Origin of the sequence: Devosia limi DSM 17137, from assembly GCF_900128975.1 — a bacterium.
Classification (GTDB): domain Bacteria; phylum Pseudomonadota; class Alphaproteobacteria; order Rhizobiales; family Devosiaceae; genus Devosia; species Devosia limi.
In genome coordinates, this window is sequence record NZ_FQVC01000007.1 from 208213 (window position 1) to 220690 (window position 12478).

Genomic DNA, 12478 nt, shown 5'->3' on the forward strand with positions numbered 1-12478 from the left:
GTGGCGATGCCAATAGGAAGAAGGCCCCAAGGCCTCGACGACAAGAAACGACTTAACCCTCCGGGAGGAACCATGTTCAACAGACGCACCCTGATCGGCGCCATCAGCGCCTTCGCCCTTCTCGCCGCCAGCGCCCCATCCTTTGCGCAGCAATATGATATCGCCCTGATCTCCAAGGGGTTCCAGCACCAGTTCTGGCAGGCCGTGAAAGCCGGTGCGGACAAGGCTGCTGCCGAGCTCGACGTCAGCGTGACGTTTGAAGGTCCCGATACCGAAGCCCAGGTCGACCGTCAGATCGACATGCTGGCCGCCGCCCTGGCCCGCAAGCCCAGTGCCATCGGCTTTGCCGCTCTCGACAGCCAGGCCGCGACCCCGCTGCTGGAACAGGCCAAGGCCGCTGGCATCCCGGTCGTCGCCTTCGACTCCGGCGTCGACAGCGATATCCCGCTGACCACCGCCACCACCGACAACGTGGCTGCCGCAGCTCTGGCTGCCGACAAGATGGCCGAACTGATCGGCGGAGAAGGCAAGGTTGCCGTCGTCGCCCATGACCAGACCAGCCGCACCGGCATCGACCGCGTTGATGGCTTCGTCAACCGCATCAAGGAAGCCTATCCCAACATCGAAGTCGTCTCGGTGCAGTATGGCGGCGGCGATCAGCTGCAGTCGACCGAGATCACCAAGTCGATCCTCCTGGCCAATCCGGACCTCAAGGGCATCTTTGGCGCCAATGAAGGCTCGGCTATCGGCGTCGCCAATGGCGCGACCGAGCTCGGCAGCAAGGTCGTGATCATCGGCTTTGACTCTGGCGCCGCCCAGATCAAGGCCATCACCGACGGCGTCATGGCTGGCGCCATCACTCAGAACCCGGTCGGCATCGGCTACGAAACCGTCGCTGCCGCCGTCAAGGCGCTCAAGGGCGAGGCTCTGCCACCCGTGATCGATACCGGCTTCTACTTCTACGACAAGTCCAACATGGCCGATCCCGAAATCGCGGCCGTGCTCTACCAGTAAGCCCCGGTGCCGGGGGCGGACATTTGTCCGGCCCCGGCACGCCATTCCAACTCTCTGGCGGTTGATAATGACCACGGTTACCGATCTGCGCGTGTTCGACCTGCGCTTCCCCACCTCGGCCTCGCTCGATGGTTCGGATGCGATGAACCCCGATCCGGATTATTCCGCCGCCTATGTCGTGTTGGGCACCGATGGCGATCTGGAAGGCCATGGCCTGACCTTCACCATTGGCCGCGGCAATGAAGTGGTCTGCGCCGCGATCAATGCCCTGCAGAGCCGCATTATCGGTCTCGACCTCGCCTGGATTGCCGAAAATCCCGGCCGCTTCTGGCGCCATGTCACCGGCGACAGCCAGCTGCGCTGGATCGGCCCCGACAAGGGCGCCATGCATCTGGCAACCGGTGCCGTCGTCAATGCGGTCTGGGACCTGCTGGCCAAACAGGCCGGCAAGCCGGTCTGGCAGCTGGTTGCCGACATGACGCCCGAGCAGCTCGTCTCGATTGTGGACTTCCGCTACCTCACCGACGCGATCACCCCCGAAGAGGCGCTGGCAATCTTCAGGAAAGCCGAAGCCGGCAAGGCCGAGCGCATCGCCACGCTCAAGGCCGAGGGCTACCAGTGCTACACCACCTCGGCAGGCTGGCTGGGCTATTCCAACGAGAAGCTGACGCGGCTTGCCACCGAAGCGGTGGCCGAGGGCTTCCAGCACATCAAGATGAAGGTCGGCCGCGATCTCGCAGACGACGTCCGCCGGCTGGAAATCGTGCGGGCGATCATGGGGCCCGACCGCTATCTGATGATCGACGCCAACCAGGTCTGGGAAGTCGATCAGGCCATTGACTGGGTCAACCAGCTCAAGCGCTTCAATCCCTATTTCATCGAGGAGCCGACCAGCCCCGACGACGTGTCGGGCCACCGCGCCATCCGGCAGGCCATCGCGCCGGTCAAGGTGGCGACCGGCGAAATGTGCCAGAACCGTATCCTGTTCAAGCAGTTCATCAAGGACGGCGCCATCGACATCGTGCAGATCGATGCCTGCCGCATTGGCGGGCTCAATGAAGTGCTGTCAGTGCTGCTGATGGCGGCCAAGTTCGGTCTGCCCGTCTGGCCACATGCCGGAGGCGTCGGCCTCTGCGAATATGTGCAGCACCTGTCGATGATCGATTATCTCGTCGTCTCGGGCACCAAGGACGGCCGAGTGATCGAATATGTCGACCACTTGCACGAGCACTTCATCGACCCCTGCATTATCGAGAACGCCGCCTACATGCCCCCGACCAAACCAGGGTTCTCGATCCAGATGAAGCCGGAGTCGATCGCGGCGCATGTGTTCAAGGGATAGTTTGACCCGAGGGGGGAAGGCTTGGCCATACCCTCCACCGCTCTGTTCCCTTCCACCGGGCTGTCCTCGGGCTTGACCCGAGGACCACTCGCCGCTCCTACCAGATTGAGACTGGCCCACGGGTCAAGCCCGTGGGCAGCCCGGTGAGTAGGGCATTCGCCTGCCCGACTACCCCTCGGTCTCACGCACCTTCGGCAAATCATAAAACTTCCGCACCACGTCCCAGCCCGCTTCGGCGTCATCAACGACATGGAACAGGTCCGGATCGGTCGGCGCGATGGTGCCGGCCTCCGCCAGCGCCTCGAGGTTGATCACCTTGCCCCAGAATTCGGCGCCGAACAGCAGCACCGGGACTTTTTCCATGCGCCCGGTCTGGATCAAGGTCAGGGTTTCGAAAAATTCGTCCATGGTGCCGAAGCCGCCGGGGAACACCGCCACGGCCTTGGCCCGCAGCAGGAAGTGGATCTTGCGGGTGGCGAAATAGTGGAAGTTGAAGCTCAGTTCGGGCGTTACATAGAGGTTGGGCGCCTGCTCGTGCGGCAGCACGACGTTGAGCCCGATCGAGGGCGCCCCCATATCGGCGGCGCCGCGATTGCCGGCCTCCATCACGCCGGGGCCACCGCCGGTGACCACCACATATTCCTTGAAATCCAGCGAGCGTGCGGTCAACGACGCCAGTTGCGCAAAGCGGCGGGCCTCCTCGTAATAGCGCGACGCCGCCTCGAGATTACGCTTCTGGGTTTCGTTCTTGGCGGCCCAGGCCGGCTTGCCCGGCTCGGGAATGCGCGCCCCGCCAAACAGCACCACGGTCGAATAGATCCCGGCTTCGCGCAGGCGGAACTCGGTCTTGAGATATTCCAGCTGGAAGCGGATGCCGCGGGTATCTTCCGAGGTCATGAAATCTTCGTCGGAGAAGGCCAGGCGGAACGCGCTCGATTGCGTCTGCGGCGTCTGCGGCGCGCGCTTGGCGGCGACCAAATCCTCGACCGAGGTGCGCAGGGGGGTGTGGCGGCGTTTGGCCATTCCGGCTCTCCTTCATAGGCGTCACAATGGTGCCAGAGCCGGGTTAAGGATCAATGGGGCCGGGGTAAAGCGACAAAGCATCACCTTTGCGACAGCGCGCCACGATTGACAGCAATCCGCGTGCCGCTATGGTCCGGGCCGAACGCCGCTCTGCCAAGGACCACACCATGTCGCATGCCGATCTCGCCCAGACCATCAATGATGCCTTCGAGGCGCGCGCCGAGATCAATTTCGGCACCAAAGGCGCGGTGCGCGAGGCGGTGAACGACGCGCTGGCGCTGCTCGATAGCGGTAAGGCTCGCGTTGCCGAAAAGATCGACGGCACCTGGCAGGTCAATCAGTGGCTCAAGAAGGCCGTGCTGCTCAGCTTCCGGCTCAACGATAACACCATGATCCCCGGTGCGCCGGGCGGCTCGTCCTATTGGGACAAGGTGCCGACCAAGTTCGAAGGCTGGGAGGAAAGCAATTTCCGCGACGCCGGTTTCCGCGCCGTTCCAGGCGCCGTGGTGCGCCGCTCGGCCCATATCGGCAAGGGCGTCATCCTGATGCCGAGCTTTGTCAATCTGGGCGCCTATGTCGATGAAGGCACCATGGTGGACACCTGGGTCACCGTCGGCTCCTGCGCCCAGATCGGCAAGAACGTCCACATTTCGGGCGGCGTCGGCATTGGCGGCGTGCTGGAGCCGCTGCAGGCCGGCCCGGTGATCATCGAAGACAATTGCTTCATCGGCGCGCGCTCCGAAGTCGTCGAAGGCGTGATCGTCGGCGAAGGCGCAGTGATCTCGATGGGCGTCTTCATCGGCGCATCGACCAAGATCATCGACCGCGCTACCGGCGAAATCCATATCGGCAAGGTGCCGCCCTATTCGGTTGTGGTCTCGGGCAATCTGCCCGGCAAGCCGCTGCCCGATGGCACGCCCGGCCCATCGCTCTATTGCGCCGTCATCGTCAAGACCGTCGATGCGCAGACCCGTTCCAAGACCGGCATCAACGACTTGCTGCGCGACTAGGCGTCCGGGCGCGATTCACCTAGTCTTGGCTTCGCTGGAGAGGGAACCAGCGGAGCCATGCTCGACACGCAAGAGGGACCAGATGGACGCAATCGTATCGCTTTATACCCATTCGGACGGGCGCATCGCGCGCAAGACCTGGTGGCTGGGCGTGCTGGGACTGATCGTTCTCAGCCTGATCATCAGCATCATTCTGGGGGTTTTCGGGTTGGGGCTCAACATGGGCCTGCCGGCCTTCGATCCCAGCAATGCCGATATGGCCGCCGTGGCCGAGGCGAGTGCCGCCGCCATGCGCGCCGGGGCCTGGGGAAGCCTGATCAATTTCGCCATCTTGGCCTATCCTGCCTATAACCTGATGGTGAAACGTCGGCACGACCGCAACAATAGCGGCCGCGACGTCGCCATCTATATGGCGGTGGCTGCGCTGCTACTGATCGTGCAGGCGCTGGGGCTTGGTATGTCGATGGTGGATTTCGGCGGCGGCATTATGATGCCTATGCCCTCGGCACCGCTGTCGCTGGCCCTTGGCGCCCTCGGCATTTTCGGGCTTTACCTGCTCGTCGTCTGTGGTTTCCTGCGGGGAACTGCCGGCTCCAACTCATATGGCGCAGATCCCCTTGACGGGGCTGCGGCGACTATCTGACGTCAAGCACAGGACGGGACTATCAGTGACTTCCGCAATCGGCATCGATCCCGTCCAGCTGCTCAAGGCCCTGATCGCGCGGCCATCGGTGACGCCGGAAACGGCCGGCGTCCTCGATCTGCTCGATGATGCCCTTGTTGGCCTAGGCTTTACCGTGACGCGCCTGCGCTTTGAGGGTGACGGCTCCTACCCAGTCGACAATCTCTTTGCCATCCGTGGCACCGGTGGGCGCCGCCTGCTGTTTGGCGGCCATACCGATGTGGTGCCGCCGGGCGACCTGGCCGATTGGACTGCCGATCCATTCACCCCACGCGAGGCCGATGGCAAACTCTACGGGCGCGGCGCGGCCGACATGAAGAGCGGCGTCGCCGCCTTTGTCGCCGCCACTGCAGCGATCCCGGCGCAAGCCGGCACCATCATGCTCGCCATCACCAATGACGAGGAAGCCGACGGCATCAACGGCACCGCCAAGCTGATGGAATGGGCCGAGGCGCAGGGCCACGGCTTCGACTTCGCCATTGTCGGCGAACCCAGCTCGGCCGCTACGCTGGGCGACAGCATCAAGATCGGCCGGCGCGGCTCGCTGAGCGGGCTGGTCACTGTCGAAGGCGTGCAGGGCCATGTCGCCTATCCCGACAAGGCCAGCAACCCGCTCCCGGTGCTGGCGGCCATCGTCACCGCGCTGAGCAGCGAACGCATCGATGGCGGCACCGCGCATTTCCCGGCCAGCAATCTGGAGGTCACCTCGATCGATGTCGGCAATCCCACGGGCAATGTGATCCCGGCCAAGGGCGCCATCAAGTTCAACATCCGTTACAATGACAATTGGACCCCCGAGACTCTCGCCGACTGGGTGCGAGAGCGCATTGCGAGCGTCGACGCCGGGGCGATCAAGGTGCGGTTCGACGTGGCCGGCATGCCGTCGCGCTCGTTCCTGTCGCCGGTCAGCGCCGATGTCGATATCCTGGGCGACGCCATTGCGGCGGTGACCGGACAGCGCCCGGGCCTTTCCACCGGCGGCGGCACGTCGGACGCGCGCTTCATCGCCCAATACGGCCCGGTGGTCGAATGCGGGCTGGTCGGGCCCTCGATGCACAAGGCAGACGAGCATGTGCTGATCAGCGACGTGACCGGGCTGACCGCGATCTATACCGAGTTCATGAACAGGTTTTTTGGGGAGACGCCGTCATGAAGCTCTGGCTGGCGATCCGCAATGCCGCGCGCGGCTGGGTTGAAATCGTGCGCAACCAGGGCGGCTGGCGCGAGCAGTTCAGCCTGTCCGGTGCAGGCCTCGCCACCGCACTGGCGATCTACTTCTTCTTTGCCTTCATCGCCATCGGCTATGGCTCGCTGGGCAGTGGCATGCCGAGTGGCATCGGGGTGGCGGTCAATCTTCTGGTGCAGGGATTGGCGATCTCGGCACTGCTGATCGCGGTCTATCTGGCCCGCTTCATCCTGCAGCTGGATCGACCGGTACTGGAAATGCTGGTGCCCGGCATTTATGCCCTGGTCTTCTACCTGATCGCCGGCACAATCCTGGCCAGTATTGGCATCGAGATGATCACGCTGGCACTGCTCGCCGTGGGTTATCTGTTCTATCGCCTGGGCCGCGTGGCGGGCAGCTGGCCGATCGGCGTTTCGGTGGCATTTGCGGTTTTAACCGTTGCACTGCTTGTCGGCTTGCCCATGACGCTCTACATGCTGGCCACACCCGCCGGTTCCCCTATCTGATCGTTGAGACTCACCCTTGGCCCAAAAGACCGCAACCTTTGTCGACGAGATGACGAGCGCCGCCCGCGGCTGCTGGGCCCTGCTAACCGGCAACAGGCAGGCTGCCAGCTATTTCGACTTCAGCCAGCGCGGGCTGGTGAGTAGCTTCATCGCGGTTATCGCCGGAATTGTCATAGCCGCCTATGGACCGATGTTGCTGGGCTTTGCGCAATCGCCGGGCACCGCCACCCAGGTCGTACTCGGCAATATCGGCGCCTTCGCCATCCAGGCGCTAGTCGCCTATCTGGTACTGCGCCAGATCAGCCGGCTTGATGGTTTCATTCCCTATCTTGTCGCCAGCAATTGGGTCACCCTGCTGACCGCGATCGCCCTGTTCATTGCGCCCCTGCTGGGCGGACTGGGCGTGTTGCTGCTAGTGGCCATCCTGGTCAGCATGTTGGTGATCTTCGTCAATATCGGCCGGCTGATCGTGACGCTGACACCGATGCAGATTGCCACCCTGTGCGTGGCACAGATTGCGGCGGTGCTGATTGGCTTGCTCATTCTCAGCATGATCATCGTCGCCGGTTCGCCACTGCCGGCCTGACCCGGTCAGTAATCCGCCCTGACCAGATAGAGCCCATCGGGCGGCGCCAACGCGCCACACCGGCTGCGATCGGCAGCATCGAGCGCGGCGCGGAACTGGGCTGGTCGCCACTTGCCCTCACCCACCATCTTGAGTGATCCCACCATGCCGCGCACCTGATGGTGCAGGAAGCTGCGAGCGCTCGCCGTGACGATGATGTGATCGAGCTGGCGGCTGACGGCGAAACGATCCAGCGTCTTGACCGGCGACTTGGCCTGGCACTCGGCCGCGCGGAACGTGGTGAAGTCGTGGGTGCCCAGGATCAATTGCGCCGCCGCATGCATGGCATCGGCGTCCAGCTCCATCGGCAGGTGCCAGACATGGTTGCGCTCGATCACCGCCGGGGCGCGGCGATTGAGGATGCGGTATTCGTAATGCCGCGCCAGGGCCGAGAACCGCGCCTCGAAGGTATCGGGCACCGCCTCGGCTTCCACCACCGCCACCGGATTGGGCCGCAGGTGATAGTTCATCGCCTCGCGGATGCGGAACGGGTCCCATGCCTTGGACAGATCGAAATGCACGACCTGCCCCAGCGCATGCACACCGCTATCGGTGCGCCCGGCCGCCTGGATAGTCACCGTCTCGCCGGAAAAGCCCAGGATTGCCGCTTCGACCGCCGCCTGAACGGAGGGGCGATCCGGCTGGCGCTGCCAGCCGTTGAAGGGGGTTCCGTCATATTCGATGGTGAGCTTGTAGCGCGGCATTGCTAGAGCGCAGTCGTCGGCAGGTCACCGGCCCCACGGAGGAACGTCGCCGCGTCCATGGCCGACTTGCCTTCGCGCTGCACCTGCACCAGCCGCACCGCGCCATCGGCGCAGGCGATGGTCAGATTGGGCAGGATGGTGCCGGGGGCGGCACTGCCCTCGGCAAGCGTCGAGCGCAGCACCTTGATGCGGACCGGCTTGCCGGCCAGTTCGATTTCAAACCAGGCGCCCGGGAAGGGCGAGAGGCCGCGAATGTGATTGTGCACGTCAGCGGCGGGCCGGTTCCAATCGATGCGGGCCTCGGCCTTTTCGATCTTCCTGGCATAAACCGCGCCCTCTTCAGGCTGCGGCTTGAAATCGAGGCTGCCGCGTTCGAGCGCGGCCAGCGCCCGCCCCATCAGGTCGGCACCGGTGCGCATCATGGTGTCGTGCAATTCGCCCGCGGTCATGTCCGGGGTGATGGCAATGACTTCGCCGACGGCGACGGGACCGGTATCGAGCCCCTCATCCATCTGCATCACCATGACGCCAGTCTGGGCATCGCCGGCCATGATGGCGCGCTGGATCGGCGCGGCGCCCCGCCAGCGCGGCAGGAGCGAGCCATGAAGGTTCAGACACCCCAGCCGCGGTGCATCAAGGATCGGCTTGGGCAGCAGCAGGCCATAGGCGACGACAATGCCGACATCGGCATCATGCAGCGCGAAGACGCCCTGCTCGTCAGCGCCCTTGAGCGAGCGCGGCGTGAACACCGGAATACCGAAACCCTCCGCCGCCTCATGCACCGGCGACTTGCGCTCGGCCTGGCCACGTCCAGCCGGTTTTGGCGCGCGGGTATAGACGGCAACGACTTCGTGGCCGGAAGAGACGATCTCGGTCAGGGTCGGGACGGAAAAATCGGGCGTACCCATGAAGACGACGCGCATGGAAAATTCCTCAGCGATGGTTCGGGCCCAGGATGGCAGGCGCGTGTCCAAAAATGGTTCACCGGGACAAGCCCGGTGATTGCAGTGTCGCGGTCAGTGCAGGCAATCAGCCCGCGGCGCGCTTGGCGGCCTTGTCGAACTTCTTGATCACCCGGTCGCGCTTCAGGCGGCTGAGGTAATCGATATAGAGCACGCCATCGAGGTGATCGAGTTCGTGCTGCACGCAGACCGCCAGGCGCTCCTTGGCTTCCAGCTCGACAATGTTGCCATCGAGATCGGTATAGCGAACCGTCACTTCGGCCGGGCGCTCGACGTCGTAATAGAGCTCGGGAATCGACAGGCAGCCTTCCTCGGTGACCGCGGTTTCCTCGGAGACCTTGAGGATTTCCGGGTTGATCAGCACCAGCGGCGCGGCCGGCTCGCCTTCTGGCGCCAGATCCATGACGACGATACGCTTCATCACGCCGATCTGGGGCGCGGCCAGGCCAATGCCGGGCGCGTCATACATGGTCTCCAGCATGTCCTTGGCAAGGGTCTTGATATCCTCGTCGACGCTGTCGATCGGGTCGGCAACGGCACGCAGGCGAGCATCGGGAATGACGAGAATTGGGCGGATGGCCATGACAAATTGCGTCCAAAGGGGATGTTTGCCTCTCGATATGGTATTTTCCGCCGCGCGGTCAACTCTTGTGGCCATGTCGAAAGAGAACATTCTGCGAACATGCGAATCGCGGTAAGTTCCCCGGATGGATAATGTCATCTTCGTTGCCGGCGATTGGCCGGTTACCCAGCAGCACGCCATCATCATTGGCGCGGCCCTGCTCGCCCTTTTGGTCGTCGGTTCTCTGATCGGGGCGATGCGCGCCAGTGCCGCCCGGGCCGAAGCGGCGGCCCAGCAGGCGGCTGATCAGCTGCGCGCCAATTTCCAGAGCCAGATCGCCGAACGCGACAGCCGCATCCGCGACCTCGACCAGCAGGTCCACAAGGAACGCGAACGCGGCATGGATCTGTTGGAGAGCGAACGCAGCAAGAGTTCGGACCTCTATGCCGAGTTATCGGCGCTGCGCGCCCGAATGGCCGAGCAGACCAAGCAGTCGGAAGCCAATCTGGCGCGGTTCCTCGAAGCGCGCCAGCAGATGACCGACGAGTTCAAATCCATTGCCGGCGACGTGCTCAAAAGCCATGGCGAGACCTTTTCCAAGCAGAACCGCGAGCAGGTCGACGTGCTGCTCAAGCCTTTGCAGGAAAAGATCGGCGAGTTTCATACCGGGCTGATCAAGGACCGGGCGACGATGGGCGAGCAGATCCGCGCGCTGCTGGAAAGCAATGTGCAAATTACGACCGAAGCCAATAACCTGACGCGGGCGCTCAAGGGCAATTCGCAGACCCAGGGCGCCTGGGGGGAAATGATCCTCTCCACCATTCTCGAGCAGTCGGGGCTGCGCGAAGGCGAGCAATTCGTCACCCAGAAGAGTCATGCCGGCGAGGACGGGGCGCGCCTGCGCACCGACGTTGAAGTGCTGATGCCCAATGACGACCGGCTGGTCATCGATTCCAAGGTCTCATTGACCGCATTTGAGGCCTATACCAATAGCGACGAGGACGGGAAAGCGCAGTATCTGCAGGCCCATCTGGTCTCGGTACGCGGCCATATCCGCACGCTGGGCGAGAAGACCTATCAGCGCCATGCCCGCAGCAGCCTCGATTATGTGATGATGTTCGTGCCCATCGAATCTGCACTGGCGATTGCCATCCAGGCCGATCCCAAGCTGTTTGAATATGGCATGAGCCAGGGCGTCATGCTGACCACGCCGACGACGCTGATGACCGTGTTGCGCACCGTGCGCAATATCTGGGACATCGAAAAACGCCACCGCAATGCCGACGAGATTGCCGAGCGGGCCGGTGCGCTCTACGAAAAGGTGGCCGGGTTCCTCACCACCATGGACAAGGTCGATGGGCATCTGGAAAAAGCGCGCCAAAGCTTTACCGATGCCAAGGGGCAGCTGTCGACCGGGCGCGGCAATGTGCTGCGGCAGGTGGAAATGCTCAAGGAATTGGGCGCCAAGACCAATCGCGCCCTGCCCGCCGGCTGGGAAAGCGGTGCCGACGATGCGCCGGGCCTGCGGCTGGTGGGTCGGGACGAGCCGGGCGATCTGGCCTGAAATGCGGGATCACATTTTGCAGCGGCGTTGAACTCGCGGGGCTTTTGCGCGTTTTCCGGTGACCAGCAGTCACGGGAGGACCATCATGGCTCAGCATCACGACCATCGCGGCACCATCGTGCCGCAGCGGACCAATTTCGACAATGCCGACCAGCCGGGCATCGCCCAGCCGTTCAGCCAGAGCGAGATCGAGGAACTCCTGTTCGGCGATGAACGTTCGGCGGAGGAACGGCTGCAGCGGCTGCAGGAAATCCGTGACGAGCTTGTGGCACGCGGCAGTGCCGATTTTGGCGACAAGGATCCCGAGGCGCTACTCGCGGAAATCGACCGCGCTATCGAAGCGCTGAGCGTCACCTCCAACAATGCCGACGAGACCAATGACTATGCCGGTCTGGCGGCGCCGCTTGGTCGTGATCCAGCCGATCATCTCGACGCTCTTTCCCCCGACGATATCGACGCCCGCCATGCGCTGGAGGGGGAGGACGAGATGTTTGACGATGAGGATGTCGAGGAGCCTGAATGGGACGAGGGCGACGATTTCCGCCCCGAGCACGGCACACATTAAGCAGGCGGGTTGTTGGGTCCCCTTCCCCGGATAAGGACGGCAGGACCCCTCTAAACATGGCAAAAACTAGATTTCGGTGCGGGCCTTCAGTGCCTGGCTTAGTGTGCCTTCATCGAGATAGTCCAGTTCGCCGCCGACGGGCACACCATGGGCGAGGCGGGTAACCTTGGCGCCTGAGCCGACCAGCCGGTCGGTTATATAATGCGCCGTTGTCTGGCCCTCGACCGTAGCGTTCACCGCCAGCACGATCTCGCGGTAATCGGGTGCGCGGCGTATCAACATGTCGATCGAGAGATCATCGGGACCGACGCCATCCAGCGGCGACAGGACGCCACCAAGGACGTGATAGCGCACGGCGCCGACGCCGGCGCGTTCAAGCGCCCACAAATCGGCAACATCCTCGACCACGATCAGCATGCCGGCATCGCCCCGGCGCGGATCGGCGCAGATCGAGCATGGGCTTTGCGTATCGACATTGCCGCAGACTTCGCAGCTGCGCACCGCCAGCACGGCGCGATCCAGCGCCGCCGAAAGCGGGATCATCAGCTGATCCTTTTTCTTGATCAGGTGCAGCACGGCGCGGCGCGCCGAACGGGGCCCGAGCCCCGGCAGGCGCGCCAGTAGCTGGATCAATTGCTCGATTTCGGGTCCGCCGGACGCCATGGAGTTCAGTTCCGATTTCTGCGTTCAATCGCGCGGTCATCGCGCAGCCTGACGGTCCCGTTAGTGACCA

14 protein-coding genes are annotated in these 12478 nt (G+C 63.5%); 9 read left to right on the top strand and 5 right to left on the bottom strand.

Features of this window, described 5'->3' with window-relative positions; genetic code table 11:
* The first annotated feature begins 72 nt into the window (after positions 1-72).
* The gene (locus BUA69_RS12875) at positions 73-1014 is read left to right on the top strand and encodes an ABC transporter substrate-binding protein (protein ID WP_046136856.1); all 942 of its coding nucleotides are present in this window, start codon (positions 73-75) and stop codon (positions 1012-1014) included.
* Positions 1015-1081: 67 nt separating this feature from the next.
* Complete coding sequence (locus tag BUA69_RS12880; RefSeq protein WP_046136855.1) at positions 1082-2356, top strand: L-fuconate dehydratase; 1275 nt, start codon at positions 1082-1084, stop codon at positions 2354-2356.
* Positions 2357-2524: 168 nt separating this feature from the next.
* Here BUA69_RS12880 and BUA69_RS12885 read toward each other — a convergent pair whose 3' ends face one another.
* Positions 2525-3379, bottom strand: a complete 855-nt coding sequence (locus BUA69_RS12885; RefSeq protein WP_046136854.1) for an LOG family protein — start codon at positions 3377-3379, stop codon at positions 2525-2527.
* A 167-nt stretch (positions 3380-3546) separates the two neighbouring features.
* Here BUA69_RS12885 and dapD point away from each other — a divergent pair, with 167 nt between their 5' ends.
* From dapD to BUA69_RS12910, 5 genes are all read left to right on the top strand, one after another.
* Positions 3547-4389, top strand: coding sequence for a 2,3,4,5-tetrahydropyridine-2,6-dicarboxylate N-succinyltransferase (gene dapD / locus BUA69_RS12890; protein ID WP_046136909.1), 843 nt, complete (start codon positions 3547-3549; stop codon positions 4387-4389).
* A gap of 82 nt (positions 4390-4471) precedes the next feature.
* On the top strand, positions 4472-5032 hold the full coding sequence (locus BUA69_RS12895; protein ID WP_046136853.1) for a DUF805 domain-containing protein: 561 nt from the start codon (positions 4472-4474) through the stop codon (positions 5030-5032).
* Positions 5033-5057: 25 nt separating this feature from the next.
* Entirely contained in the window at positions 5058-6224 is a 1167-nt protein-coding gene (dapE, locus tag BUA69_RS12900; protein ID WP_046136852.1) for a succinyl-diaminopimelate desuccinylase, read from the top strand.
* Positions 6221-6763, top strand: a complete 543-nt coding sequence (locus BUA69_RS12905; protein WP_046136851.1) for a hypothetical protein — start codon at positions 6221-6223, stop codon at positions 6761-6763. The genes dapE and BUA69_RS12905 overlap by 4 nt, the downstream gene beginning before the upstream one ends.
* A 16-nt stretch (positions 6764-6779) precedes the next feature.
* Positions 6780-7349, top strand: a complete 570-nt coding sequence (locus BUA69_RS12910; RefSeq protein ID WP_046136850.1) for a hypothetical protein — start codon at positions 6780-6782, stop codon at positions 7347-7349.
* 5 nt (positions 7350-7354) lie between these two features.
* Here BUA69_RS12910 and truA read toward each other — a convergent pair whose 3' ends face one another.
* From truA to def, 3 genes are all read right to left on the bottom strand, one after another.
* Positions 7355-8092 (bottom strand): tRNA pseudouridine(38-40) synthase TruA, encoded by a 738-nt coding sequence (gene truA, locus BUA69_RS12915; RefSeq protein WP_046136849.1) that lies wholly within the window; start codon positions 8090-8092, stop codon positions 7355-7357.
* A 2-nt stretch (positions 8093-8094) separates the two neighbouring features.
* Positions 8095-9015, bottom strand: coding sequence for a methionyl-tRNA formyltransferase (gene fmt / locus BUA69_RS12920; protein WP_046136908.1), 921 nt, complete (start codon positions 9013-9015; stop codon positions 8095-8097).
* Between the two features lie 106 nt (positions 9016-9121).
* Positions 9122-9637: a peptide deformylase gene (def, locus tag BUA69_RS12925; RefSeq protein ID WP_046136848.1), complete on the bottom strand. Its 516-nt coding sequence runs from the start codon at positions 9635-9637 to the stop codon at positions 9122-9124.
* Positions 9638-9761: 124 nt separating this feature from the next.
* On the opposite strand from def, the gene BUA69_RS12930 reads away from it, so the two are divergent.
* The gene (locus tag BUA69_RS12930) at positions 9762-11180 is read left to right on the top strand and encodes a DNA recombination protein RmuC (RefSeq protein WP_052950752.1); all 1419 of its coding nucleotides are present in this window, start codon (positions 9762-9764) and stop codon (positions 11178-11180) included.
* A gap of 85 nt (positions 11181-11265) precedes the next feature.
* On the top strand, positions 11266-11745 hold the full coding sequence (locus BUA69_RS12935) for a hypothetical protein (protein WP_046136847.1): 480 nt from the start codon (positions 11266-11268) through the stop codon (positions 11743-11745).
* 66 nt (positions 11746-11811) lie between these two features.
* Here BUA69_RS12935 and recR read toward each other — a convergent pair whose 3' ends face one another.
* Positions 11812-12408 carry a recombination mediator RecR gene (recR, locus tag BUA69_RS12940; RefSeq protein WP_046136846.1) on the bottom strand — a complete coding sequence of 199 codons (597 nt, stop codon included), beginning with the start codon at positions 12406-12408 and terminating at the stop codon, positions 11812-11814.
* Between the last annotated feature and the right edge of the window lie 70 nt (positions 12409-12478).